The sequence below is a fragment of the Cryobacterium fucosi genome, from assembly GCF_004403515.1.
Classification (GTDB): domain Bacteria; phylum Actinomycetota; class Actinomycetes; order Actinomycetales; family Microbacteriaceae; genus Cryobacterium; species Cryobacterium fucosi.
The window spans coordinates 14,189-39,203 of sequence record NZ_SOHH01000098.1 but is presented as its reverse complement, the minus strand read 5'-3'; the positions used below and the strand labels follow the sequence as shown (position 1 = coordinate 39,203).

The 25,015-nt window shown below is 67.4% G+C and carries 23 protein-coding genes and 1 tRNA gene; 18 read left to right on the top strand and 6 right to left on the bottom strand.

Annotated features, from left to right (window positions below; genetic code table 11):
• Positions 1-572 precede the first annotated feature (572 nt).
• Together acs and E3T48_RS14575 are read left to right on the top strand one after the other, a co-directional pair.
• On the top strand, positions 573-2,573 hold the full coding sequence (acs, locus tag E3T48_RS14580; RefSeq protein WP_134524762.1) for an acetate--CoA ligase: 2,001 nt from the start codon (positions 573-575) through the stop codon (positions 2,571-2,573).
• Positions 2,574-2,674: 101 nt separating this feature from the next.
• Positions 2,675-3,850 (top strand): acyltransferase family protein, encoded by a 1,176-nt coding sequence (locus E3T48_RS14575; protein ID WP_166789757.1) that lies wholly within the window; start codon positions 2,675-2,677, stop codon positions 3,848-3,850.
• A 122-nt stretch (positions 3,851-3,972) separates the two neighbouring features.
• On the opposite strand, the gene E3T48_RS14570 is transcribed toward E3T48_RS14575, so the two are convergent.
• Together E3T48_RS14570 and E3T48_RS14565 are read right to left on the bottom strand one after the other, a co-directional pair.
• Entirely contained in the window at positions 3,973-4,443 is a 471-nt protein-coding gene (locus E3T48_RS14570; protein ID WP_134524760.1) for a RidA family protein, read from the bottom strand.
• Positions 4,444-4,445: 2 nt separating this feature from the next.
• Complete coding sequence (locus tag E3T48_RS14565) at positions 4,446-4,580, bottom strand: DUF4177 domain-containing protein (RefSeq protein WP_241986841.1); 135 nt, start codon at positions 4,578-4,580, stop codon at positions 4,446-4,448.
• Between the two features lie 83 nt (positions 4,581-4,663).
• Between E3T48_RS14565 and E3T48_RS14560 the strand changes: the two genes are divergently transcribed.
• From E3T48_RS14560 to E3T48_RS14535, 6 genes are all read left to right on the top strand, one after another.
• Positions 4,664-7,234: a transglycosylase domain-containing protein gene (locus tag E3T48_RS14560; RefSeq protein ID WP_134524758.1), complete on the top strand. Its 2,571-nt coding sequence runs from the start codon at positions 4,664-4,666 to the stop codon at positions 7,232-7,234.
• The gene (locus tag E3T48_RS14555) at positions 7,231-8,208 is read left to right on the top strand and encodes a metallophosphoesterase (protein ID WP_134524757.1); all 978 of its coding nucleotides are present in this window, start codon (positions 7,231-7,233) and stop codon (positions 8,206-8,208) included. Before E3T48_RS14560 ends, E3T48_RS14555 begins: the two co-directional genes overlap by 4 nt.
• 119 nt (positions 8,209-8,327) lie before the next feature.
• A complete protein-coding gene (locus E3T48_RS17495; RefSeq protein WP_174844180.1) occupies positions 8,328-8,660 on the top strand; it encodes a hypothetical protein in 333 nt (110 codons plus the stop codon).
• Positions 8,638-8,711 (top strand) — tRNA-Pro (locus tag E3T48_RS14545). The genes E3T48_RS17495 and E3T48_RS14545 overlap by 23 nt, the downstream gene beginning before the upstream one ends.
• A 103-nt stretch (positions 8,712-8,814) precedes the next feature.
• Positions 8,815-9,378: a PadR family transcriptional regulator gene (locus E3T48_RS14540; RefSeq protein ID WP_134524756.1), complete on the top strand. Its 564-nt coding sequence runs from the start codon at positions 8,815-8,817 to the stop codon at positions 9,376-9,378.
• Between the two features lie 2 nt (positions 9,379-9,380).
• Complete coding sequence (locus tag E3T48_RS14535; RefSeq protein ID WP_134524755.1) at positions 9,381-10,850, top strand: MFS transporter; 1,470 nt, start codon at positions 9,381-9,383, stop codon at positions 10,848-10,850.
• A gap of 259 nt (positions 10,851-11,109) precedes the next feature.
• On the opposite strand, the gene E3T48_RS14530 is transcribed toward E3T48_RS14535, so the two are convergent.
• The 4 genes from E3T48_RS14530 to E3T48_RS14515 form a co-directional block, all read right to left on the bottom strand.
• On the bottom strand, positions 11,110-12,177 hold the full coding sequence (locus tag E3T48_RS14530) for an LCP family protein (RefSeq protein WP_134524754.1): 1,068 nt from the start codon (positions 12,175-12,177) through the stop codon (positions 11,110-11,112).
• A 316-nt stretch (positions 12,178-12,493) separates the two neighbouring features.
• Positions 12,494-13,267 (bottom strand): HAD-IIB family hydrolase, encoded by a 774-nt coding sequence (locus E3T48_RS14525; RefSeq protein ID WP_134524753.1) that lies wholly within the window; start codon positions 13,265-13,267, stop codon positions 12,494-12,496.
• Positions 13,268-13,705: 438 nt separating this feature from the next.
• Complete coding sequence (locus E3T48_RS14520) at positions 13,706-15,943, bottom strand: HelD family protein (protein WP_134524752.1); 2,238 nt, start codon at positions 15,941-15,943, stop codon at positions 13,706-13,708.
• 328 nt (positions 15,944-16,271) lie between these two features.
• Positions 16,272-17,579, bottom strand: a complete 1,308-nt coding sequence (locus E3T48_RS14515; protein WP_166789756.1) for an HNH endonuclease signature motif containing protein — start codon at positions 17,577-17,579, stop codon at positions 16,272-16,274.
• Positions 17,580-17,977: 398 nt separating this feature from the next.
• Between E3T48_RS14515 and E3T48_RS14510 the strand changes: the two genes are divergently transcribed.
• From E3T48_RS14510 to E3T48_RS14465, 10 genes are all read left to right on the top strand, one after another.
• Positions 17,978-18,421, top strand: a complete 444-nt coding sequence (locus E3T48_RS14510; protein WP_134524750.1) for a hypothetical protein — start codon at positions 17,978-17,980, stop codon at positions 18,419-18,421.
• Positions 18,422-18,715 carry a hypothetical protein gene (locus tag E3T48_RS14505; protein WP_174844181.1) on the top strand — a complete coding sequence of 98 codons (294 nt, stop codon included), beginning with the start codon at positions 18,422-18,424 and terminating at the stop codon, positions 18,713-18,715. It begins immediately after the preceding gene.
• A gap of 92 nt (positions 18,716-18,807) precedes the next feature.
• A complete protein-coding gene (locus E3T48_RS14500; RefSeq protein WP_134524749.1) occupies positions 18,808-19,350 on the top strand; it encodes an RNA polymerase sigma factor in 543 nt (180 codons plus the stop codon).
• Between the two features lie 7 nt (positions 19,351-19,357).
• Complete coding sequence (locus E3T48_RS14495; protein WP_134524748.1) at positions 19,358-20,941, top strand: hypothetical protein; 1,584 nt, start codon at positions 19,358-19,360, stop codon at positions 20,939-20,941.
• A 464-nt stretch (positions 20,942-21,405) separates the two neighbouring features.
• Positions 21,406-21,990 carry a hypothetical protein gene (locus E3T48_RS14490; RefSeq protein WP_134524747.1) on the top strand — a complete coding sequence of 195 codons (585 nt, stop codon included), beginning with the start codon at positions 21,406-21,408 and terminating at the stop codon, positions 21,988-21,990.
• Between the two features lie 80 nt (positions 21,991-22,070).
• Complete coding sequence (locus E3T48_RS14485) at positions 22,071-22,613, top strand: RES family NAD+ phosphorylase (RefSeq protein ID WP_166789755.1); 543 nt, start codon at positions 22,071-22,073, stop codon at positions 22,611-22,613.
• A gap of 256 nt (positions 22,614-22,869) precedes the next feature.
• A complete protein-coding gene (locus tag E3T48_RS14480) occupies positions 22,870-23,145 on the top strand; it encodes a type II toxin-antitoxin system Phd/YefM family antitoxin (RefSeq protein WP_134524764.1) in 276 nt (91 codons plus the stop codon).
• Positions 23,142-23,420 carry a type II toxin-antitoxin system RelE family toxin gene (locus tag E3T48_RS14475; protein ID WP_134524745.1) on the top strand — a complete coding sequence of 93 codons (279 nt, stop codon included), beginning with the start codon at positions 23,142-23,144 and terminating at the stop codon, positions 23,418-23,420. Before E3T48_RS14480 ends, E3T48_RS14475 begins: the two co-directional genes overlap by 4 nt.
• Before the next feature lie 332 nt (positions 23,421-23,752).
• Positions 23,753-24,382 (top strand): nucleotidyltransferase domain-containing protein, encoded by a 630-nt coding sequence (locus E3T48_RS14470; RefSeq protein WP_134524744.1) that lies wholly within the window; start codon positions 23,753-23,755, stop codon positions 24,380-24,382.
• Positions 24,379-24,855 carry a HEPN domain-containing protein gene (locus E3T48_RS14465; protein ID WP_134524743.1) on the top strand — a complete coding sequence of 159 codons (477 nt, stop codon included), beginning with the start codon at positions 24,379-24,381 and terminating at the stop codon, positions 24,853-24,855. Before E3T48_RS14470 ends, E3T48_RS14465 begins: the two co-directional genes overlap by 4 nt.
• The last annotated feature ends 160 nt before the right edge of the window (positions 24,856-25,015 follow it).

Below are 25,015 nucleotides of genomic sequence, written 5' to 3'. Positions count from 1 at the left end.
TCAGCCGCTCACGCTGGCGACGCCGACATCAACAAACCGCGAAACGACATCACTATCGAACCCGCGGACACGCCCCATAAACGCGACTGTAGTACTAGGCGCACCGTGCCTTGGCTGCGCGGGGAGAGGACAGACCGGGCATGATCGCCGCCTGCCGCTCCTGTGGAGGAGGGCCGCGTCGGCCGCAGGGAGAGCACAACCACAAGGACAACCACAAGGACAGCCGCAAATACGGCCGAAAAACGGCCGTCACAAGCCGTTAAAAAAAGGGGGGCGGCACCTATTGGGGGGAACAGGTGCCGCCTCGGCAGCGCGTTGATTGGGGGGAACCAAACGCACCGCAGGTCAAAACTTTCGTTCGGACGTGTCCCAGTGTATAAGGAAAACGAAGATGCGCAAGTCCTTTTTGTCCTCATAAAGGAGGACACGGAACCGGCGGGCCGTTTTCGTCCCTGATGGGGACGTTGCAAGGGGCCGCAATCGACCGCAACCCGCACCGTCAGGCGCGAAGAGTATGGTTCAGGGGGGCTGGCTACGCGCCCATCAATGCATCGCAAAGGAGCGAACCAGGTATGAGCGTAAAGATCGACAATCTTCTTCACGAGACCCGCAGGTTCCCGCCGACACCCGAATTCGCCGCACAGGCCGTCGGAACCGCACAGCTCTACCGGGATGCCGCCGAGGATCGCCTCGAATTCTGGGCTGATCAGGCCCGTGAATTGGTGCACTGGCACAAGCCGTTCACGAAGACGCTCGACTGGACGAACCCGCCGTTCGCGAAATGGTTCGAAGACGGCGAACTGAACGTGGCCTGGAACTGCCTCGACCGGCACGTGCTGGCCGGCAACGGCGACCGCGTCGCCCTCCACTTCGAGGGTGAGCCGGGCGATTCCCGCGACATCACCTACGCCGAACTCACGGCCGAAGTGAAACGCGCTGCGAATGTGCTGGGAAGACTCGGCGTCAATGCCGGGGACCGGGTGGCGATCTACCTTCCGATGATCCCGGAGGCCGTCATTGCGATGCTCGCCGTGGCCCGCATCGGCGCCGTGCACTCGGTCATCTTCGGTGGCTTCAGCGCCGAGAGCCTGCGTTCGCGCATCGACGACGCCAATGCGGTGCTCGTGATCACCGCCGACGGCGGTTACCGCAAGGGCAAGGCCTCCGCGCTCAAGCCGGCGGTGGACGAAGCCCTGGCCGGCAATAACACGACCGTGCGCAACGTCCTCGTCGTCAAGCGCACGAACGGCGAGGTGGACTGGACCGAGCGCGACCTGTGGTGGCACGACGAACTCGCCTCGGTCGACGCCGAGCACGAGGCGGTGGGTTTCCCCGCGGAGAACCCGCTGTTCATCCTGTATACGTCAGGCACGACGGGAAAGCCCAAGGGCATCCTGCACACCAGCGGCGGCTACCTCACCCAGGTGGCCTTCACCCACAAGAACGTGTTCGACCTGCACCCCGAGACGGATGTCTACTGGTGCACCGCAGACGTCGGCTGGATCACCGGCCACAGCTACGTCGTCTACGGACCCCTCGCCAACGGTGCCACCCAGGTCTTGTTCGAGGGAACCCCCGACACCCCGCATCCCGGCCGGTGGTGGGAGATCGTCGAGAAGTACAAGGTGAGCATCCTCTACACGGCGCCCACCGCCATCCGCACCTTCATGAAGCTCGGCCGCCAGATCCCCCAGGGCTTCAACCTGACCAGCCTGCGGCTGCTCGGATCGGTCGGCGAGCCGATCAACCCCGAGGCCTGGATGTGGTACCGCGAGGTGATCGGCGGCAACGTCGCTCCCGTCGTCGACACCTGGTGGCAGACCGAGACCGGGGCGATCATGATCTCCGCCCTGCCCGGGGTGACCACGACCAAGCCCGGCTCCGCGCAGGTGCCGATCCCGGGCATCGTGATCGACGTTCTCGACGACGAGGGCAACCACGTCGGCCGGGACAACGGCGGGCTGCTGGTCGTGACCGAGCCGTGGCCGTCGATGCTGCGCGGCATCTGGGGTGACCCCGAACGGTTCAAGGAAACCTACTGGGAGAAGTTCGGTTCGGAGAACCCGCGTTACTTCGCCGGCGACGGCGCCCGGCTCGACCGGGACGGCGAGATCTGGCTGCTCGGCCGGGTCGACGACGTGATGAACGTGTCCGGACACCGCCTGTCCACGGCCGAGATCGAGTCGTCGCTGGTGGCGCATCCGATGACCGCCGAGGCCGCCGTGGTCGGTGCGCACGACGACACGACCGGCCAGGCCGTGGTCGCCTTCGTGATCATCAAGTACAGCCACCTGGAGGAGTCCTCACACGCGGACCTCACGGCGGTGCTGCGGGCGCATGTGTCCCAGCAGATCGGCGCGATCGCGAGGCCGCGGCAGATCTTCATCGTGAGCGAGTTGCCGAAGACCCGATCGGGCAAGATCATCCGGCGCCTGCTGCAGGACGTGGCAGAGGGCCGGGAGATCGGCGATACGACCACGCTGGCCGACACCTCGGTGATGACCGCGATCATGTCCACTCTCAAGCAGCCACCCACCCACAGCCCACGCGGCGGCGACGCGGCGCCGAACTGAGAGAAAAGGCGCTTTTTCCCGTTCGGCGCATGGCGGTGACGGATGCGGTGACGGATGCCACGCGGAGGGAATTCACAACGGGCACCCCTACCGTGGAGTCAATGTCCCGACTACCCGCGCCCGGCCGTCTGGTCGCCCTCGATGCCCTGCGCGGCGTTGCGGCCCTGATCGTTCTCGTGCACCACGTCTCGATGACAGTGCCGGCGGTCTCCGCGGCGTACGAGTCGAGCGCCGGTGTCGAGTTCCTGTCGATCGGCTGGTGGACCACGCTGTCACCGCTGAAGCTGCTCCTCGCCGGGCCGGAATTCGTGCTGGTCTTCTTCGTGCTGAGCGGGTTCGTGCTGGTGCGGTCTCCCCTCGCGGCGCCCGCCTACGACTGGATGGCCTACTACCCGAGGCGGGTGATCCGGCTCGCCGTTCCCGTCGTGATCTCGGTCGGCCTGGCGGCGGCGTGGATCTATTTCTTCCCGCGCACCGGGGACACCGGCGGTGGAGCGTGGCTGGCCAGGCAGGACAACCCCAGCCTCGGCCTCGGCAACCTGCTGCGCGAGGCCAGCATCATCACCGAGACCAGCCGGCCCGACGTCAACCCGCCGCTCTGGTCACTCGCCTGGGAGATGTGGTTCTCCCTGCTGCTCCCGGTGGGCGTGGTCCTCGCCGCGGCCACCCGGCGCTGGACGGCGCTCTGGGCCGTGCTGTTCCTGGCCATCTCCGCCTACGGCTACGTCACGGGGATCGAACCGCTGATGTACCTGCCCGCATTCGCGCTCGGCGCCCTGCTGGCGGCCAACTTCGAGTCACTTCAGGCGAGCGCCGCCACCCTGGCCGCCCGCCGCTGGGGCACCGCCGCGTGGATCGGCCTCACCGCGCTGGGCCCGCTGCTCCTGATCGTGCACTGGCTCGCACGTCCGCTCCTGACCGGCCCGTTGAGTGACCTCACCCTCGCCCTGCGCGTGCCGGGCGCCGTGCTGGTCGTCGCCGCGGTCGCGCTCTGGCCGCCGCTTCAACGGCCGCTGACCGCGCGACCGCTGGTCTGGCTCGGCACCGTGAGCTTCACGCTCTACCTCGTGCACTTCCCGATCGTGGTCACCTTCGGAAACCTGTTCGGGCCGGAGTTCTGGTGGCTGGGCGCGCTGGTCTCCGTGCCGCTCAGCCTCGTGTTCGCCCAGCTGATGACGCGGTGGGTGGAACGGCCCTCGCTGAAGCTGGCCGCCGCGGCCGGGCGGGCGTTCGCGCATCCGTTTCACGCCGCCGGGACGGCGACTGCCGACCGCTAGCCGCCGACAAGCTGCGCGGCTAGCTCCGCGCGTTGCCGAACGCGCCAATTGCGCCGCTTCGCGCCAGGCGCGCCTGGCGCGAAGCGGCGGATGTGGCGCGTTCGCGAATGACCGGACGACGACTAGGCGAACGAGACGATCAGCTCGACCTCGACCGGCGAGTCGAGCGGCAGCACGGCGACCCCGACGGCCGACCGGGCGTGCACGCCCAGGTCACCGAAGATCTCACCGAGCACCTGCGAGGCGCCGTTGACGACGCCGGGCTGGCCGGTGAACGCCGGGTCGGATGCCACGAAACCGGTGACCTTGACGACCTGAGTGATCCGGTCGAGCGAGCCGATCACGGCCTTGACGGCGGCAAGCCCGTTGAGGGCGCACTGCCGGGCGTACTCCCTGGCGTCGGCGGCCGGCACGAGGCCGTGGCCGTCGCCGACCTTGCCCGTGGCCGGGAGGGCGCCGGACACCATCGGCAGCTGACCGGACGTGAACACGAGCGACCCGGACACCACAGCGGGCACGTAGGACGCCACGGGCGGCACCACGCTCGGCAGGTCGATCCCGAGCTCGGCGAGACGGGCTTCGATTTGCGACATGTCTATGATCCATCCATTGCGGCGACCGGGCGCTTGAGGTAGGCGACGAGCCCACCCTCAGGCCCGGGGACGACCTGCACCAACTCCCAGCCGTCAGAGCCCCAGTTGTTCAGGATTGCGGCCGTGTTGTGAATCATCAGCGGCGTCGTAAGGTACTCCCAGGCAGGCATATGGCTCCGATTCAGGCGGTCTTTCAGTTTTGTCGCGTAACCTCAAGTGTATGTCTGCCAAAAATCGATCGGTTAGCGGAGCGCTCGGCGGGTTCGTCGGCTTCGTCGGGATGAGCGCCATTGCCGGCATCCTCGTCACCGCCGCCGTGACCCCCGCTCTCGCTCTGTCCGGTATGGCCGCGACGAACACGATCAACGTCTTCGAGAACCTTCCCGACTACCTGGCGATCGACCAGCTGGCGCAGAAGAGCAACATCTACGCCACCCGCGCCGACGGATCGACCGGTCTCCTGGCCTCGTTCTACGACCAGAACCGCGTCGAGGTCAAGTGGGACGCGATCAGCCCGTTCGTCAAGGACGCGGCGATCTCAGGGGAGGACCCGCGGTTCTACGAGCACGGCGGCGTCGACCTGCAGGGAACGATGACCGGCCTGGTCACCACCCTGGCCAGCGGATCGGCCCGAGGAGGTTCCTCGATCACCCAGCAGTATGTCAAGAACGTGCTCGTGCAGAAATGCGAAGTGCTCACCAGCCAGAAGAAGCGCACCACCTGCTACGACGCGGCCACCGAGACGAGCCCCGATCGCAAGCTCAAGGAGATGCGGCTGGCCATCGGGGTCGAGAAGAAATACGCCAAGGATGACATCCTCCGCCAGTACCTGAACATCACCGGGTTCGGCGGCACGGTTTACGGGATCGAATCCGCCGCGAACTATTACTACAACACCACCGCGGCGGCGCTGACCCTGCCGCAGGCCGCCAGCCTCGTCGCGATCGTGAACAACCCGGTCAAATTCCAGCTGGACTACCCGGACAGCGAAACCAACGGCGCGGCCAACGGATACGCGGCGAACAAGCAGCGCCGCGACTACATCCTCGGCGAGATGCTCAAGTACAAGAAGATCACTCAGGCCGATCATGACGCGGCCATCGCCGCTCCGATCGAGCCGGTCATCACCGAACCGAGCACAGGGTGCACGACCGCCGGCACCAGCGCCTACTTCTGCGACTACGTCACCAAGATCCTCCAGACCGACCCGACCTTCGGGCCGGATGAGGCGACGCGCTTCGCGAACTTCCGCCGCGGCGGCTACAACGTCTACACAACCCTTGACCTCGACCTGCAGAACGCGGCCGTCGACACGATGAACAAGTACGTGCCCAAGAGCTACGACGGCTGGGACGTCGGAAGCGTGATCACGAGCGTGCAGGTTGGCACCGGGCGGGTTCTGGCGATGACCCAGAACAAGGACTACACGCAGGACCCGAACGTTGCCGCAACAAACCCCACCGCCACCGGCGTCAACTACAACACGGATATCGACCAGGGCGGTTCGAGTGGTTTCCAGCCCGGGTCCACCTACAAAGTGTTCACCCTCGGCGAGTGGCTGACCGAGGGACACTCGCTGAACGAGCGCGTCGACTCCCGCCGCAAGTCCGACTGGGGCACGTTCAAGGACAGCTGCAACGGACCGCAGAACTTCCCGGGCTTCAATCCCAAGAACGACGCGAATGAAGGCGGCACCAACTACACCGCCCTCGAATCCACCACCGCGTCGATAAACACGGGCTACATCGGCATGGCCAAGAAGGTCGACCTCTGCGGCATCCGCAAGACGGCCGAGGCCTTCGGCGTGCACCGCGCCGACGGCGACCCTCTCGAGCAGGGTGCCTCGTCGGTACTCGGCACGAACGAGGTCGCTCCCCTGAGCATGGCCGTCGCCTTTGCCGGGATCGCCAACAACGGCGTGACCTGCAGCCCGGTCGTGATCGACAAGATAACCGGGCCCGACGGGAAAGAGATCGCGGCACCGAAGTCCGCCTGCAAGCAGTCGGTGGACCCGTCGGTCGCCGCAGGCATGACCTACGCAATGCAGCGCGTGATGCTGACCGGCGGCACCGCCGCGGCATCGAACGGCGCGACGTCGCCGAAGGTGCCGATGATCGGCAAGACCGGAACCACCGACGGTAACAAGGACACCTGGATGAGCGGGGCGAGCACCAAGGTCGCCACCGTGGTCGGAGTCGTCAGCGTCACCGGGGACATCAACCAGCGGCAGGTCAGCTTCCCCGGCGGCACCGCGGCCACCGCCCGCCACCGGATGTGGCCCGACGTCATGTCCGTCGCGAACGCCAAGTACGGCGGAGACCCCTTCGCGGAAGCCTCGTCGAAGATCCTCCAGGCAGTTCAGATCCCGATCCCCGACCTGCGCGGCAAGACGATGGCGGATGCCCAGTCCACCCTCGAGGCAGCCGGCTTCAGCTTCGCCGACGGCGGCGTGACCGACTCCGAGATGCCCGCGGGCACCGTCGCCAGGACCGACCCGGCCGGCGGCACGAGCGCCAGCCGCGGGTCGACCGTCACGGTGTTCTCGAGCAACGGATCCCAGGTCCTGGTACCCGATGTTGTCGGCAAGAGCGAGGCAGAGGCCCGGGCCACCTTGAGCGGCTTCGCCGTGACCAAGGCCGAACAGGACGTGACCGATCCCAAACAGGTCGGCACGGTCCTGGCGATGACTCCTGCGGCCGGCTCGGGCTCCGCGCCCGGCGGTCAGGTGACGATCACGGTCGGCAAACTCGGCGCCGTCAACGGCAACGGCAATGGCAAGGGCAACGGATGACCGGCACAGGCGGCAGGGCCGTCGCGGTAAGTCTCGGGGCGGTGGCCGCGGCCGGGCTGGCCGCCTTCGCCTGGGGCTCCCTGGTCGAACGCCGCCTGTTCACCCTGCGGGAGGTGACGGTCCCGGTGCTCGCCCCCGGATCAGACCCGATCAAGGTTCTGCACCTGTCCGACCTGCACATGGCGCCGTGGCAGCGCGACAAGCAGGACTGGGTGCGCGGCCTCGCTGACCTCCAGCCCGATCTGGTCGTCAACACCGGCGACAACCTCGGGCACGAAGACGGCGTCTCCGGCATCGAGTATGCGCTGGAGCCGTTCCGCGGCGTGCCGGGCATCTTCGTGAACGGCTCGAACGACTACTTCGGGCCCATCTTCAAGAACCCGATCCGCTACTTCACCGCACCATCGCTGCTGCGGAGCTCCATGCATCAGAAGCTCGACATCGACAGCCTGCACCGTGTCTTCGCCGACCTCGGCTGGACAGACCTGAACAACACGGCGGAGGCGCTCGACGTCAACGGCACGCACCTGGAGCTTTTCGGCGTGGACGACCCGCACATCCGGCGCGACCGGCTCGACCTCATCACTCGCGCGGTCGACGATCTGCGCGCGAACGACCCGCTCGCCGACGAATCCTGGCCCGACCCGGAGGTTGCCGCCGCGCCCCGGCCGACGCTCACCATCGGCGTAGTGCACGCCCCGTACCAGCGGGTGCTGAACTCGTTCGTGAACCATGGAGCACAGCTGATTCTCGCCGGCCACACCCACGGCGGCCAGGTCTGCGTGCCCAGGTTCGGCGCCCTGGTCACCAACTGCGACATTCCGCGCAAGCAGGTCAAGGGACTCAGCCTCTGGGATTCGGGCTTGCACACCGCGTACCTCAATGTCTCTGCCGGGCTCGGAACCTCCATCTATGCTCCCGTCCGGTTCGCCTGCCCGCCCGAGGCGACACTGCTCACCCTCACGTCCGCCTAGGTCTCGACAGGCTCGACCACCGGCGGTCGCCCCGGTCCCGGTGGTCGAGCCTGTCGAGACCACCCTCCCGGCGGTCGCCCCGGTCCCGGTGGTCGAGCCTGTCGAGACCCACCCTCCCGGTGGTCGAGCCTGTCGAGACCACCCTCCCGGCGGTCGCCCCTGTCCCGGTGGTCGCCCCGGTCCCGGCGGTCGCCCCTGTCCCGGTGGTCGAGCCTGTCCCGGCGGTCGAGCCTGTCGAGACCACCCTCCCGGCGGTCGCCCCGGTCCCGGTGGTCGAGCCTGTCGAGACCACCCTCCCGGCGGTCGCCCCTGTCCCGGTGGTCGAGCCTGTCGAGACCACCCTCCCGGCGGTCGAGCCTGTCCCGGCGGTCGAGCCTGTCGAGACCCACCTCCCGGGTGGGGTTATACTTGACAAGGCTTACGGGCCATCGGGGTATGGCGCAGCTTGGTAGCGCGCGTCGTTCGGGACGACGAGGTCGCAGGTTCAAATCCTGTTACCCCGACAGATACACACAACCCCCACTCTCCGGAGTGGGGGTCTCGTGCATTCCGGGGCGCCGCGAACAACGTCTTGACACGCAAGACTACTCATGCGAGAGTAACCAGATGTCGTCCATCCGCCTGTTCATTCTCGGCTCCCTCGCCGAACGCGGGCCTCTGCACGGCCACCAGTTGCGGCTCCTCGCCGAGCAGGAACATGTTCACCTCTGGACCGACATCTCCGTCGGCGCGGTCTACGGCGCGATGAAGCGGCTCGCCGCCGAAGGACTGATCGACGTCGTCCGGGTCGAACGCGAAGGCAACTACCCCGAGCGCCAGGTCTACGAGGTTTCGCCGACCGGCCGGCAGGCGCTGTCTGCCCTGCGGCTCGACGGCCTGCGCACGATCGTCATCAAGCCCGACCCGTTCGACCTCGCCATGACCCGCCTCGACCCGGATCGCCTGGCCGAGCTTCCCCTGATGATCGACGCCAGGGTTCTCGCGCTCCGCGCCATGCTCGCCGACGCCGAAGCCATCATGGCCTCGGCCCTGCCCTATCTCACCGCCAGCGAGCGCTTCGTCATGCGCCACAAGGCCGACCGCATCCGTGCCGAAATCACCTGGCACGACCACCTCGTCACCGTGCTCCCCGAGATCATCGCGGACGAACACGCCCGAAAGGACCATTGACCATGTCAGACACCACCCAGGCTGCCCGCTCCGCCGCGGTCATCCCCCGGCATGCCTGGCAGGCCCTTGTCGTACTGCTCGCCGGCATGTTCATGGCCCTGCTCGACACGACCATCGTCAACGTGGCCCTGCCGACGATCCGCACGAGCCTGAACGCCTCGGAGGCGACTCTCTCCTGGATCATCTCCGGCTATGCCCTCGCCTTCGGCCTCGCCCTCATCCCGTCCGGGCGCCTCGGCGACAGGATCGGGCACAAGTGGGTCTTCTTCACCGGGCTGGCCTTGTTCACCCTGGCCAGCCTCGCCTGCGGCCTGGCCCAGAACGACCTCCAGCTGATCATCGCCCGCGTCGTGCAGGGCCTCGCCGGAGGCATGTTCGTGCCGGCCGTCACCGCGGTGATCCAGCTCCTGTTCCCGCCGATGGCGCGCGGCAAGGCCTTCGCGATCATGGGTTCCGTCATCGGGGTATCCACGGCGCTCGGGCCGATCCTCGGCGGGCTGATCATCCAGGCCTTCGGCAACGAGAACGGGTGGCGGCTGGTCTTCTGGGTCAACCTGCCGATCGGCGTCGCCGCGCTGATCGCCGCCGCACTGCTGCTGCCGTCCGGTTCCGAACGCTCCGCAGACGAGGCCCGCTCGGGAATCGATTGGGTCGGCCTGCTGCTCATCTCCGCCGGCCTGGTCGCGCTGCTCGTGCCTCTGATCGAGGGCCAGGACCAGGGCTGGCCGCTCTGGACCTACCTCACCCTGGCCGCCGGCGCACTGCTCGTCGCCGCGTTCGGCGCCTGGGAGGTCATGTTCACCCGGTGGGGCAAGAGCCCGCTGGTCCCGCCGAGGTTGTTCCGGCATCCGGCGTTCTCCGGCGGTATCGTGCTCGCCCTGGTCTACTTCGCGGCGTTCACCAGCATCTTCTTCACCATTTCGATCCTCTGGCAGGCCGGCCTCGGCCACACCGCGCTCGACTCGGGGCTCGTGTCGATCCCGTTCGCGTTCGGCACGATCATCGGCGCCTCGCAGAGCAACCGGCTGGCCCAGCGCCTCGGCCGCACCGTGCTCGTCATCGGCGTGGCCCTGGTCACCCTCGGCCTGGTCTGGATCTGGCTCGACCTGCTCCTGATCGGCGCGGAAATCACCAACTGGCAGCTGCTCCCTCCCCTGGCGATCGCGGGCCTCGGCAGCGGGTTCTTCATCGCGCCGAACGCCCAGTTCATCGTGGCGACCGTGGACCGCACCGAGGCCGGCGCGGCCAGCGGCGTCGTCGGCGTGATGCAGCGGGTCGGCAGCGCGATCGGGATCGCCGTGATCGGCAGCGTGTTCTTCGGCACCCTCGTTGTCGCCGGCCCCGGCCCGGCCGCCCTCGCCGCGGGCTTCACGACCAGCGCGACAGCCGCGATGGGCGTCAGCGCCGCGTTCAGCGTTCTCGCGCTGCTGCTCGTCTTCGTGCTGCCCAAGCGGGTCGACGCCGAGCACTGACGCCGGATCCGACGAGCGGAGTCACGGCCCGCAGGCCGGCTACGATCTCGAGCGAGCGGATGCGGCCGGCCAGGCTGGACCACCCAGAAACGGTCGTAGCCGAGGCTCTCGGCGACCTGCGGCTGCTCGCGTCTCAGGCCGGAAAAAACCGGAAAAAACCGGAAAGCGCCCAACCCGATGAACGCTCCCCGGCCGTCCCGCAAGCGCCATGCGCCCCGGGAACTCGCTGGTGCAGCTGCCCGGCGGGCGCTGCCCCCGGTTACCCGATCGTCTGCACCTCCGGCTGGTAGGAGCCCAGGGTGTCGGTCTTGAAACCGTTCTGCACCGCCACGAGTGCCGACCAGTCGATGTTCACGATCGACTGCCCGTCCCTCGAGGTACCGGTTCCGTTGGTCGGCATGGTGAAGAACTCGACCTCTGGTTCGCGCACCCCGCGCAACTCCCACGCCAGCCCGGTCAGGTAGGCGGCGGTGAAGCCCTCGTCCACCGCAAGGTAGGGCGTCACCGAGTTGACCAGGCTGGTCGTCTTCCCGACGTCGGCCAGCACCGACTTGTGCATCATCGCCACTAGCACCGCCTGGATGATGAGCTGCTGGTTGCGCACCCGCTGGAAGTCGCCGTCGGCGAACGCGTAGCGTTCCCGGGCGAATGCCATGGCCTCCGTGCCGTTCAGGTGCAACCTGCCCTCATCGAAGTAGCGCCCCTTCAGGTGATAGGACTCGAAGCCGATCGGATTGCTGATGTCGACGCCGCCGAGCAGGTCGGTCACTTCCTTGAATCCGGCGAAGTCCACGACCGCCACATGGTCGATTCGCACGCCGAGCAGCGTCTCAACCGTCTGCACGGCCAAGGGCACTCCGCCCCAGGAAAGCGCGGCGTTGATCTTTGCGGTGCCATGCCCGGGGATCTCCAGCCAGCTGTCCCGCAGGATCGACATGACGTAGAGGTTCTTGCGATCGGCGGGAACGTGCACGACCATGATGGTGTCCGAGCGCTCGCCACGGATGCCGGCCAGGTCGCGGTCGGTCGCGCCACGGGTGTCCGAGCCGAGAAATAGGATGTTCTGGGCCTGCGTCGCGGGTGCTTCGACTGTCGGCGCCGGGGCCGGTACGCCGGGTTCCGCGCTCGGCTGGACGGCGCCGGGATCGGGCGCCGGCGGCGGGCGATCCGCATCCGCCGGGAAGGCGTTCGCAATCTTCTCGGTTTGGGCGTCGAAGGTGCGAACCAGCGTGAACGCGTAGACGCCGCCGATCGAGAGGAGCAGCAGCACGACCGCCCCGAAGACACCCCAGACGATTCGCCAGGGATGCCGTTTGCGCGCAACCACGCCCGCCTCAGACACGAGAGGCCCCGGCTCGCCGGGCAGGAGCGCAGGCACCGGTCGGCGGAGCGTCGGCTCGCCGATCGGTTCTTGAGAGTGATTCGTCGCCCCGCAAAATGGGTGTTTTCTGGCGCAACATTACACAGGGCAGGTTCGGCATTCGGGTTGCCTCCAGCTACCGCTCGGGTAAACGGTTAGATCACAATAGCGCCGTACCCCCCGCATGGGAATGGGTGGGTGGGCAATCGCAACACCGTCGCGGCTATCCGGCGAAGAGGATTTCGCGCAGGCGGAGTGCGGTCGGCTCGTCCGGGGCGTCGGATCAGACCGCGCCGGCCTCGAGCCTCGGAATCAGGATCTCCAGGAACGCGGCGGTGTCTTCCCAGCCGCCCACGGCGAAGCACTCGACCCCGAGCACCTTCACCGGGTAGTCGTTGCCGTTCTCGTCGAGCCGGTCACCGACGAAGAGCATCTCGTCCAGGGAGACCCCCGTAAGCGTGGCGAGCTTCTTCATGCCGTAGGCCTTGTCGATGCCGCGGCGGGTGATGTCCACCGAGGTCGAACCACCCGACCGCACCTCGAGCTCGGGCAGGCGCGCCTGCACCGCCTCGCGGAGGGCGTTCTTCTTCTCCCCGCTGTGGTCCCAGGCGGTCTTCGCCGCGACCGGCGCGGCCTGGCCGAGCGCGGAGAAGGTGATCTGCGAGCCGCGGTCCTCGAGGATCGGACCCCAGGTGTCGCCCTCCCAGTAGCCGAGTTCGCGGGCGGTGGCTTCGACCGCGCTCAGCGCGCCGGCCTTCTCCGCGTCGGTGAGGAGCTCGGCGTAGATCTGGGTCCAGGCACCCTCGATATGACGGTAGTACTGGGTGCCGCAGGTGGGCATCAGGTGCAGGCGGGAGAGGGCCTCGTCGCTGACATCGTCGAGGTTGTCGATCAGCTGCATGTGGAACTGGGCGATCTGGCCGCCGGAGATGACGCAGACCTCCACGGCGCCGAGCAGGCGCACCATCAGCGCCGCCATCCGGGGGTCGAGCGGGGACTTGGAGGCGGCAAGGGTGTCGTCGAGGTCGAACGCCACGAGCCGGGGAAGGGAAGTCATCTCTGGTGGTTCCTTTATCAGGATCATTGCACCGGGAGGTAGACCCCCGTGCGGAACGTCACCCATTCGCAACGCCACGAAAATTCTACAGGCGGTCGCTGGATGCTCCCCATCGGGGGTGGGACCGCGCATCCGTCAGCGGCCCGCGGCGGTTGAGCCGGTGACGACGCACCTCGGGGTGGAGTTTTTCGCGACACGCCGCGATCACCGGCGCGAACGACGGCGTGTCACGAGTTTCTCCGACATTGCGTGCGACGCGGCGGGACATCCGGGCTCGACCGCCGAAGGGACGGGGATCTCGACAGGCTCGATCACCGAGGCGGGCTCGACCACCGAGAACACGTTCGATCAACGGGGTCTCGACAGGCTCGACCAGCGGGGGGCTCGACCACCGAAGGGACGGGATCTCGACAGGCTCGATCACCGAGGGGGGCTCGATCAGCGGGGGGCTAGACCCTCCGGCAGCGGTCCGTCGGTGACGAGATAGAGGCGCTGGGTGGCACGGGTCAGGGCCACGTAGAGGGCACCGACGCCGCGGGAGGAGGATGCCACGATCGCGTTCGGGTCGACCACGACCACCGCGTCGAACTCGAGCCCCTTCACGTCCTGAGGGGTGAGCAGGGCGACCTGCCTGGTGAGGCCGAGCGCGCCGAGACCGACGGCGTCGCCGAACTCCGCGGTGAGGGCTGCGTTGACGGCGGCGAGGGATGCCTCCACCACGATCACCGCGAGGGTGCCGCCGGCATCGAGGGCGAGGTCGCGGCGCACGGCGTCGGCGGCATCCGTCACGGTCTCGATCGGCCAGTCGCTGGCCCGCACCGACCGTGCCGGGGTGACCGGCAGGTTGTGCGCCAGCGCCATCGCCTCGGCCGCCTCCGCGATCTGGCTGGGCGTTCGGTAGTTCACGGTGAGCTCTTCGAGCCGCCAGCGGTCGGCCTCGAGGGACGAGCCGAGGACGGGCCGGAGCGCGTCCTTCCAGCTCGAGGCCGCCGCGGCCGATGCCGCCTGGGCGATGTCGCCGACGATGGTGAACGAACGCTGCGGGCCCCGGCGCAGCAGCAGTCGCCACTGCATCGGCGAGAGTTCCTGTGCCTCGTCGACGACCACGTGCCCGTAGGTCCAGGTGCGGTCCACGGCCGCGCGCTCGGCGGTGGTGGCCCGATCGCCCAGTTCGGCGAAGTTGTCGGCGAGCGACTTCGCGTTCACGAGCCCCTTCACCGCCATGTTCGCGATGGCGGCCTCGGCGTTCTCGATGTCGCGCCCCCGCTGTTCCTTCCGCTCGCGCTTCTGGGCCGCGTCGACCACGTTGTACTCGCCGAGGTGCATGGCCGCCTCGTCGAGCAGGGGCACGTCGGCGATGGTGAACGGGGCGTTCCGCGGGCGGCGCAGCAGGGCGCGCTGCTCCGGCGTGAAGCGGGGAGTGAGCGACGCCAGCCACTCCGGCCGGGAGTAGAGGTCTTGCAACAGCTTCTGGGGCGTGAGCGGCAGCCAGGCCGTGTTGAGGGCGACCCGCACGGCTTCGGCCGACCGCAGGTCTTCCCGCAGCATGGGCAGGTCGCTCTCGTCCATCGAGGCGCCCCCCGCCTTGAGCGTGGCCAGCCACTCCCGCGACAGGGCGTTGAGCGCGTTCTTCACGAAGGTGACCCTGGCCTCGTTGTGCGGCTTGCCGCTCGTCTGCGCCCGGTGGATGGCCTTCGCCATCAGCTCCGAGGTGAGCGTGACCCGGTCGCCGTTCACGTCGAGCAGCGCGTCCCGCTCGGGGATGCGCTGCCGTGAGCGCACCGCGCGCTCGATCACGCCGGCCATCGTGGTCTGGCCCTTGAGCGCGGCGACGGCCGGGACATCCTCGTGGGTCGCGTCGACGCCGGGGAACAGCTGGCCGACGCTGGCGAGCACCACCCCGGTCTCGCCGAGGGAGGGCAGCACGGCCTCGATGTACTGCAGGAACGACGGCGACGGGCCCACGATGAGCACGCCGGAGTGCTTGAGGCGGTCGCGATGCGTGTAGAGCAGGTAGGCCGCACGGTGCAGCGCCACGGCGGTCTTGCCGGTGCCGGGGCCGCCCTGCACCACGAGCACACCCTTGAGGTCTGAACGGATGATGCGGTCCTGCTCGGCCTGGATGGTCGCCACGATGTCGGACATGTGCCCGGTGCGCTGCGCCGTGAGCGCGGCGAGCAGGGCACCCTCGCCCTGGTGGTGGGTTGCCGCCTCCCCCGCGAGCAGTTCGGCGTCGAGGATCTCGTCTTCGATCCGGATGATGCTGCGCCCCTTCGAGAGCAGGTGGCGGCGAGCGCGGGCGCCGAGGGGTGTCGCGGCCGTGGCCTGGTAGAAGGCGCTGGCCTGCGGCACGCGCCAGTCGAGCAGGATCGGTTGCAGGTCGTCGTCGCGCAGACCCACCCGACCGATGTAGCGGTAGATCGAGCCGTCGTCGGCGTCGGATGCCGTCTCCAGCCGGCCGAACGCCAACCGGTCGTCGACCTCCCGCAGCTGCACGATGCGGTCCTCGTAGAGGCGCGCGAAGGTGTCGCGCTCGGAGCGCGCCTGGTGGTTGCCGCCCACGTTCAGCCGCCGCACCGCGGTCAGCTGCTGCTCGGCCTCACGCTGCAGCGCGTCCAGCCGCGCGTACAGCGTGGCCACATAGTTCTGTTCCCGCTGAAGCTCCAGGTCGACCACTCACACACCCCTTGAAATCCGACCTTTGAGTTTAGTCGTTGCAGATGTACGCTCCCTCCACGCCCGCCGACCGGTGGTTGAGCCTGCCGAAACCACCGGCTGGGGGGTCTCGACAGGCTCGACCACCGGGGGTTGAGCCTGTCGAAACCACGGGGCGGGGTCTCGACTGGCTCGACCACCGGGGGGTTGAGCCTGTCGAAACCACGGGGCGGGGGGTCTCGACAGGCTCGACCACCGGCAGGCGGGGGTCTCGACGGGCTCGACCACCGGCGGGCTCGACCACCGACAGGGTCGACCACCGGCAGGGTCGACCACCGGCGGCCTCAGGTCAGAATGGCGGCGGTTCGGCCGGCTCCGCCGAAACGATCCGGGCCGGCGGTGGCGACGGCGGCGCGGACGGCGGCGAGGGGCGGATGTCGACGGCCGGTTCGGTGCGGAAGGGTCGACCGGTCGGCGAGGTCCACTCGATGACGCCGCCCGGGAGCTGTTTCGCGGTCCACCCGGTCTCGCTTTTCAGCGCATGGTCACCGGCACAGACGGAAGCCAGATTATCGTGGGCGGTGTGGCCCTGGAACTGCCAGTCCAGGGTGTGGTCGAGGTCGCACTCGTCCGCCGGGCGGTTGCAACCCGGGAACCGGCACGTTTCGTCTCGAAGGTGCACGTGCCGTTTCAGGTCGTTGGGGACCTTGTACTGGTCGCGGCCGACCGAGAGCACCACCCCGGTCTCCGGATGCGTCAGCAACCGGGTGAAGCTCGGCGCCCCGGCCGCGAGCCGCCTTGCCGTCTCCGGGTCAATTGGACCGTACCCCTCGAGGTGGGCCGGCTCCTCGGAGAGGCCCATCAGGGTCAACACCGGCACCGTCACATTGACAGTGGCCCGGATCCCCTTCGCGATTCCGGCGGGAGTGACGCCGTCGATCAGCAGGTCCCCCAGCACATCCGCCCGCAATTGGGTGAGAGTGCGAGGCTCCTCAGGGCCCTGCAGGCTCAGCGCGGTCGTGGTGATCCGCCGATAGGCGGCCTCGACCTGCTCCGCGCTGTCGTACCAGCAGAGCGACGCCATCCCGTCGGCCTCGGGCTCGAGCAGCACCTTTCGCTTGTCGATCGATGTGTCGTGCCGGGCCGTGATCGTCTCGGGGTGAAGCCGCTCCCGCAGCATCCGCGCCTTGGCCTTGAGCTTTGACGCCGTCAGGTTCGCGGCGGAGGGCAGCAGCGCCGCTTCGAACGCCGCCTTCGCGTCGGCCGGCACCGACCACGACTGACCCATCAGGGCCTGCGCGTTCCGGTACGGAATCTCCCCGCGGTGCAAAGCGGCCCGGGTCTGGGGCAGGTCGTCGACGAGGGCCCGGCTCTCGGCGATCACGGTTTCGGCGGTGCGCTGCGGCACCAGGAGAGTGCAGGCCAGCTCGCTCACGAATTCCCGGTCGCCGATCATCGCCTCGTTCCAGCGCGACACAGACGCGGCGCAGCCGGCGGATGCGACCAGCTGCGCCGCCGTCTCCTCACGGAAACGGCGGGCCTCGTCGATGAGCTCCGCACGCCGGGCGAAGGCCCTGGCGATGTCACGCTCGGCCTCCTTGATCGCCTCGAAACGCTCACCAAGGGCCTCCTGCCGGGGATTCACAAGGATCGTCATACGGGTCACATTACGACCACCCACCGACATTCCACCGACATCCTCAAAATGTGTGGATAAGCTGATCAGACCGTATATGTGGAGGAGAACAGCGGCCATCAAAACTATCCAGAAACCCGGGAAAAACACTGCCGACCTCGGCTCTTTCGCAGCCGGGTCACGAGTTCGACCATGGACGAGGGGTGTCGTCGTCGATGGCCCATCGCGGACATGAATGCCCAAGATTGTGCAGCGTTGAGGGCAGCGAGATCATCGAACGACTGCGTCTCCCAGCAGTAGCCAAAGGCCTGCAGGCCGGCTGACCCCGCTCAAATTTCGTCGGTGGGTTCTGAGGCACTGCGGGAACACCGGGGCTAGCTTCATCCCGAAGCAAATCAGATGTTTATCTGATGTAGTGTGTGGGCATGAGTACCGCGACATTCACCGACCTTTTGCGAAGGCCCAAAGAGGTCCTGGCCCACATTGACGAGGGTCAGGTGCGCATCACGCGCCGTGATGGTGACGATCTCGTGATCCTGCGCGGTCATGATCTCGACGTGCTCGAGAACGGTGTCGCGCTGTCGAGCCGTCTGATCCGCGCGATCGGCCGGAACAAGGGCGACGTCGCGGCCGCGCTCACGGATCTTTTCGCCTGGACGGCGGAGTTCACCCCGGGCGAGCTGCGCGTCTACGCCGCCGAGATCGAACAACTCCTCTACGCCGCCAGCGAACTCGGCACATTCGAGCGGCTGCTGAGAGCGCAGCAGGAGTGGCAGGAGACGGCGTTTGCGTACGCGATGGGCATGCGCCCTGTCGAGCCGATCGAGTTGCCGGCGGGGCCGATCCGGGTCGATCGTCCATAGATGGCGGGGAAGCGCGGCGCAAAGAACGCCCTCACGGATGCCTACGACTATCTCACGGCGCATCCCACCAGGTACGACCCGGCTCGCTGCTACCAACTCCGAGGAGATCTCTCCACGATCCTGGTCGACGGCGTGGCTCTGCCGCAGTGGCAGTACAAGGTGACTGATGGTGCACGTCTCTGGTACGCCGTCGACGAGTCCGACGCGAAGGCGAAGAAGCCAGGACGCGTCTACATCACGAAAGCTGCGACCGGCCACCCCAATGAGACCGACTCGAAGAAGAACTTCCGGTAGTCGACATACCGCCTTCGCTGCCGACGGTCAAACGATCGACAGGCATAGAACGTCGGGTTGTCCCGCACCCTCCCCTCCGCCAGACTGACGCTATGCCCACTGCCGACGACGCGTTCGCCGCCGTCTATTCGACGTATCTGCCCGCCATCGGCGGCTACCTCGCGCGCCGGGTCGAGCACCGGTTCGTCGAGGATCTCGCCGCCGACGTGTTCGCGATCGCCTGGCGCAGGCGGGACACCGTGACGCCGGGCGAGGAGCTGCCGTGGCTCTACCGCATCGCGGCCAACCTCGTCGCGAATCACCGGCGGCGGCAGGCGACGGCGGCCTCGCTCCTGTTCACGCTCCGCGCGATCGACACGGCACCCTCCGCCGAGGACATCGCGATCTCCGACCTCGCCCTGGCCGATGCGTGGCGCCGGCTTCGCCCGCGCGACCGCGAGGTTCTCGCGCTGGCGGTGCTCGAGGACCTGCCCATCGCAGCCATCTCGCTCGCGCTCGGTGTCAGCGCCAATGCGGTGAGCATCCGTTTGCACCGTGCGAAGAAGACGCTCGCGCAGCTGATGGAGGAGAAAGACGATCCCGCCGGGAATGACGATCCCGCCCCTTCTGAAAGATCGGCCCCTCAGCCGACATAACCATTGCATGAGCGAATTTTCTGACGACACCACCCGCGACGGTGTCAACAACGGCAACGGCGACACCAACGTCGACGCGCGTCTGCGGCGAAGCCTCGGCGCCCGGGGCGCGACCCCCGAGCTGTCGCCCGACCTCATCACGAGCGCCCAGGCCCGCGAGGTGCCCCGCCTCGTGAATCGCCAACGACGCCTCCAGGCCGCCGGCGGCGCGACTCTCGCGATCGCCGCGGTCACCGTGGGAGCGCTCGTGGTCTCGCTGCCGACCCAGCGCGCGCCGCTCTTTCTCGCCGCGAGCAGCGGTATGAGCGCAGCGACCGGCGGAGGCGCACAGAGCTCCAGCCTCAAGATGGCCACGGATGCCGCCACGAGCGAAATGCGCATCGCCCCCTGGATCGACTACCGCTACGAAGCGGGCAGCGGTCTCTCCCGCGAGGCCGGCTCCGGCTCGGTCTACCAGCTGAAACGCGCGGGCACTGCGGAGTCGAGGCTCCGCGATGTCGCCGGTGCGCTCGGCGTCGCCGGCGAGCCGACGAAGGCGATGTACTCCGACCCGGCCTACCCCACCTGGATGGTCGGCCCGGAGGACGGCTCCGCGCCATCCGTCACGATCTCCTGGTCGGGCACCGGCGACTGGTGGTACAACGACCCGACGTCCACGCCGCGAGTGGTCTGCGCAGCGGCGCCGGTCGCGGATGCCGCGGATGCCGCCGGTGGCCCCGCAATCGACGTGCTGCCGGCCTGCGAGGTGCCTCCTGTGCCCGCGGAGGCGAGTCTCGCTCCGAGCGAGGCCGAGGCGAGAGCGCAGGCCCGCGCTCTGTTCGGCAAGACCGGTCTCGAGGTCTCGGCCGGCGACATCCGCGTGACGGCGGACCCCTGGCAGACGGTCGCGACCGCGAACCTCACGGTGGATGGCACCCAGACCGCCCTCGAGTGGACCGTGGCGTGGGCATCCTCCGGCAAAATCGCCTGGGCCTCCGGCCACTCCATCGAGGTCGTCGACCGGGGCAGCTTCGGCACGATCTCGGCGACCGACGCGGTAGCGCGACTCAGCGACTATCGCTGGTTCGGGACCGCCGGCCCGGAGTTCCAGGGCGGAATGCGAATCTTCGCCGACGGCATGCTTCGCTCAACGGATGCGACGGGGTCGCCGTCCGGAGGGAAGGAGCCCGTGCCGCAGGGCGTCGATCCGCGCGACAACCCGATCATCGAGCCGGGCCCGGGCAAGACGGAGGAGCCGAGCGTGGACCCGACCGCGGAGCCGGTGCCCGCGCCGACCCCGGTCGAACCGGCGGTCCCGCCGACGGTCGAGCCGCTTCCCGAACCGCCGACGGTCGAGCCACTTCCCGAACCGTTGCCCGAGCCGTCACCCGAACCCCTGCCCGTGCCCGAGAAGCCGAAGGTCGTCGTCGTGAAGGTCGACAAGGCCACACGGACCCTCCTGATGATGTGGGACGCGGAGGGCGACGCGTGGCTCGTTCCCGGCTTCGCGATGGAGCATCCGGATGGCTGGTGGAACACGATCGTGTCGCTCGACGACGGTGTGATCCAGCTGCCGGAGCCGAGCCAGATCGAGCCCCTCGAGACCCGGTGATTGAGCCTGTCACCGGGTCTCGACAGGCTCGACCACCGGTGCGGTGATTGAGCCCGTCGAAATCCTTGGATTGAGCCTGTCGAAATCACCGGGTCTCGACGGGCTCGACCACCGGCACGGTGATTGAGCTCGTCGAAATCCTTGGATTGAGCCCGTCGAAATCACCGGGTCTCGACAAGCTCGACCACCGGCACGGTGATTGAGCTCGTCGAAATCCTTGGATTGAGCCCGTCGAAATCACCGGGTCTCGACAAGCTCGACCACCGGCGCGAGCTCGACCACCGGCGCAAGCTCGACCACCGGCGGGAACTCGACCACCGGAGTGAGCGCGTTCCCGACCGTTGCGCGCACGAAACTTCCCTCCTAAGATATTAAGTGCGATATGACCCTACGTCCAGCCCCCCGGAGTCCACATGCCCAACACAACGGGCCACGCCGAAGTTCAAGCGAGCGTCCAGTACCTCATGGACGCCGCCCAGGCACAAGGTCAAGGCGACGACTTGGTGGTCACCCTCCTTCGGGAATCCGCCGACCTACTCAAGAAACGCCAGCCTCGCGGCGGCGCCCTCTCCGTCGAGCAGATCGCCTTCCTGATCGAGTCGGGTTCGTTCACCCCCAGCGACTTCGCTGAGATCGAGGCCAGCGTCGCACGAGGCGAACTGGCCGAAGCCGAACGCAAGACGCGGCTGGGGGCGGTGACTGCATCCCTGAGCGCCGCCGAAGTCGCCCTGCGACTCGGCATCGATGCTTCCAGGGTGCGCCACCGCCAAGCTAAGGGAATCCTCTACAGCTTCATCGCTGGCGGAAAGCGCCGCTACCCAACCTGGCAGTTCACCAGTGACCCGGCGCATCCGGTACTCCCTGGCCTCGCAGCCTTGGTCAAGGCCTTTCCCCACGACATGCACCCCGCGAGCATTCAGGGCTTCATGTCAACGCCGCAGGCGAGTCTGCGTGCCAACGGCGAGCACATGACTCCGCCGGAGTGGCTGTTGCATGGTGGCGATCCGCAGGCTCTCGTGAACATCCTCGACAGCGTCCTTCAGTCGTGAAGGTCCCGCCTACTCCCCCACCCGCGTTCATCATCAACCACCGATCACACGTCCGGACCTTTGAAGGGTCACTGTGGCGCGTGTTCCGCACGGAAGGCGCACGCCCAGTCGCGTGGAACCAGTTGCGCCACTACGGCCCGATCCCGGACATGCGATTCGACCCGCAACCGTTGCCGGCAGACACGTATCCCGACACCGGGGTCATGTACGCGGCCACTCGGCCCTACACCGCACTCGGGGAGGTCTACCAGGGAGAGCGAGTGATCGACCGCTCGATGGGCGGGGCGACCATTGTGGCATGGGTCCCGTCGCGCGAGCTGATGCTCCTCGACCTCACCTCGAACTGGCCCGTGATCAACGGCGCTGCCGCGGCGATGATGATGGACGACAAGGCGACCACGCAGGCATGGGCTCGGGCGATCTACGAGCGGCACGGTGACGTGCTGGATGGGCTCTACCACCAGTCCTCGATCAACAACGAACCCCTCGTCACCCTGTTCAGCCGGACCGAGAAGCTCCCTGCTTTCCCGGCGCGCGTTCGCTTCAGCGCACGGCTCAGCGACACGACGGCGGACGAGATCGTGGCTCAGGCCACGAGGAAGCTGGGCTACGCCTCGCTGTAGTCGAGCCAACGGTGATTGAGCCTGCCGAAATCCTTGGATTGAGCCTGTCGAAATCACCGGGTCTCGACAAGCTCGACCACCGGGTCTCGACGAGCTCGACCGGGGTCTCGACGGGCTCGACCACCGGGTCTCGACGAGCTCGACCACCGGGTCTCGACGGGCTCGACCACCGGTGGTTGAGCTTGTCGAAACCATGGTGACGGTCTCGGATGACAGAAATCTGGCTAAGTTGGCGTTCTTGGCGCATAATGGAGAGATGAGTTCAGACACCGTGCTTTCGGTTAGCCAGGCGAGAGATCATTTTTCCGACGCCGTGAACCGGGCTGCATTCGGCGGCGAGATCACTTACGTGACGCGTGGACGAGGTCGGCAACTGGCCGCCGCGATCGTGCCCGCCGAGTTTGTAGAGAGATACGAAGCAATGATTGACCGTGAGCATGGTCGGATCGCGCTGGAGCGACTGGCTGATCTCGACGCTGGACGCACCAAAGCTGTCACTTCGGATGAGGTTGCCAGGGCACTGGGCCTGTGACTGCGGCCGGCTCATACTTCGTTGTCGAGTATGACCCGAAGGCCGTCAAGGAGCTGACCAAGCTCGACAAGCCGGTCGCTCGCCGCGTAGTTAAAGCCGTCGACGCCTTGAGCGCAGACCCGCGCCCGCGCGGGGTTCGCGCCCTAGTCGGGTATCCAAATCTGTGGCGAATCCGCGTCGGTGACTACCGCGTCGTGTACACGATCAACGACACCGAGCTCGTGGTTCTCGCTCTACGGATAGCTCACCGGAGCAGCGTCTACCGCGAGCTCTGAGGACCAGCATCATGGCTGATGGTCGCCGTCAGTATCGGGGCTGCGCCCGGGGCCGTGGCGCTCGCGTCGATCCGGCGGCTCACGGCCGCCAATCGCGCGCTCAATCGCGGACAAGAGTCGCGACTGACGCGGAGGCGGTGCGATTCTGCATTTGCTTCGCCCCGGTGGTTGAGGCTGTCACCGGGTCTCGACGGGCTCGACCACCGGTGGTTGAGGCTGTCGAAATCACCGGGTCTCGACGGGCTCGACCACCGGTGATTCCGCTATCGGGATTGGTAGCTCTAAACGCACAGTTGGTGTCCGGCAGGGTTGTCGATTGGAGCGCCCGGCCCTTGCCTATCCACATAGTCGATAGTATTATCGTGTATGTGAATACTAAAGCGCCGACCCTTGCGCCACTTTTTCGCTCGAACGCGCAAGGTGAGATCCTCGCCCGGCTCTTTCTGAACCCCGAGACATCGTTCACGATCTCTGAGCTCGCCCGCGCAGCGAGCACACCGTATGCGAGCGCTCACCGTGAAGTCTCTCGAATCGCCGAGATGGGCCTCGCCACCACCGAAAAACGCGGCCAGGCAGTCGAAGTGCAGGCCCGACGAGATACACCCATCTTCCGGCCCCTCGCAGAACTGCTCGGCCTCACTTACGGACCCGCCGTCGTGATCCCCACCCACCTCGCCGGCATCGGAGGAATATCCGAGGCCTATATTTACGGTTCCTGGGCCGCCCGAAGGGAAGGTGAACCCGGCGATAGTCCAGGCGACATCGACTTGCTCATCGTCGGAAACCCCTCACGCCGCGAGGTCTACGACGCTGCCCGCATCGCAGGCATTTCCCTCAGGCGTGAAGTCAACCTGCGCATTGTGAGCACCGCCGCATGGGAGGCAGCAGACGCCGATCCGTTCCTCCGCACGCTCACTAAGCGCCCGCTCATCCCCCTCGATCTCCAGGAGACTCCCTCATGATCAATCGCTGGGACCAAGGCCGCGCCGAAATCGATCGGCTCATCCAGCAAGGTCGACTAACCCGTGTCGCGGCCAACCGCGCCCTCGCGACACGCCACCTCGAACAAGCAGCCACCCATCTCACCGCGGCCGCCATGCTCCGCAATCTCGACCCGGCCGGTGCGTTCACGCTCACCTACGACGCCGCGCGCCTCGCGCTTGCCGCGCTGTTGGTCAACCAGGGCCTCAGGCCCCGGGGTGAGGGTGCACACGCCGTTCTGCTCGAGGCAGCGATCGCTCAGCTCGAACCGCCGCGCCAACCAGAAATCCGTGAATTCGACTGGATGCGCCGTCTCCGCAACGATACCCAGTACCCGGATGTCGACCGCCCCTCGGCGAGCTTTGACGACGTTGATCAGGCCATTCCTGCGGCCCAGGCGATTGTGAATCGTGCGGCGCGACTCGTGGAGGCAATGCCACCCTATCGACCGTGACCGGGTGCAACAGGTCTCCCTGCGCGTCGACTGTTCCCAGTCGATGCGGGAGCTGTTCAACAGGGCTGCCCTGCGGCGACTGACACTGTCACCGGGTCTCGACAAGCTCGACCACCGGGTCTCGAGGCTCGACCACCGGTGATTGAGCTCGTCGAAATCA

Coding starts and splice junctions, on each gene's coding strand:
- E3T48_RS14535 (WP_134524755.1), top strand. CDS start 9,381: ATGTCAGACACCACCCAGGCTGCCCGCTCCGCCGCGGTCATCCCCCGG.
- E3T48_RS14560 (WP_134524758.1), top strand. CDS start 4,664: ATGTCTGCCAAAAATCGATCGGTTAGCGGAGCGCTCGGCGGGTTCGTC.
- E3T48_RS14555 (WP_134524757.1), top strand. CDS start 7,231: ATGACCGGCACAGGCGGCAGGGCCGTCGCGGTAAGTCTCGGGGCGGTG.
- E3T48_RS14505 (WP_174844181.1), top strand. CDS start 18,422: ATGGCGGGGAAGCGCGGCGCAAAGAACGCCCTCACGGATGCCTACGAC.
- E3T48_RS14465 (WP_134524743.1), top strand. CDS start 24,379: ATGATCAATCGCTGGGACCAAGGCCGCGCCGAAATCGATCGGCTCATC.
- E3T48_RS14480 (WP_134524764.1), top strand. CDS start 22,870: ATGAGTTCAGACACCGTGCTTTCGGTTAGCCAGGCGAGAGATCATTTT.
- E3T48_RS14515 (WP_166789756.1), bottom strand. CDS start 17,579: ATGACGATCCTTGTGAATCCCCGGCAGGAGGCCCTTGGTGAGCGTTTC.
- E3T48_RS14525 (WP_134524753.1), bottom strand. CDS start 13,267: ATGACTTCCCTTCCCCGGCTCGTGGCGTTCGACCTCGACGACACCCTT.
- E3T48_RS14495 (WP_134524748.1), top strand. CDS start 19,358: ATGAGCGAATTTTCTGACGACACCACCCGCGACGGTGTCAACAACGGC.
- E3T48_RS14565 (WP_241986841.1), bottom strand. CDS start 4,580: ATGATTCACAACACGGCCGCAATCCTGAACAACTGGGGCTCTGACGGC.
- E3T48_RS14500 (WP_134524749.1), top strand. CDS start 18,808: ATGCCCACTGCCGACGACGCGTTCGCCGCCGTCTATTCGACGTATCTG.
- acs (WP_134524762.1), top strand. CDS start 573: ATGAGCGTAAAGATCGACAATCTTCTTCACGAGACCCGCAGGTTCCCG.
- E3T48_RS14575 (WP_166789757.1), top strand. CDS start 2,675: ATGTCCCGACTACCCGCGCCCGGCCGTCTGGTCGCCCTCGATGCCCTG.
- E3T48_RS14570 (WP_134524760.1), bottom strand. CDS start 4,443: ATGTCGCAAATCGAAGCCCGTCTCGCCGAGCTCGGGATCGACCTGCCG.
- E3T48_RS14540 (WP_134524756.1), top strand. CDS start 8,815: ATGTCGTCCATCCGCCTGTTCATTCTCGGCTCCCTCGCCGAACGCGGG.
- E3T48_RS14490 (WP_134524747.1), top strand. CDS start 21,406: ATGGACGCCGCCCAGGCACAAGGTCAAGGCGACGACTTGGTGGTCACC.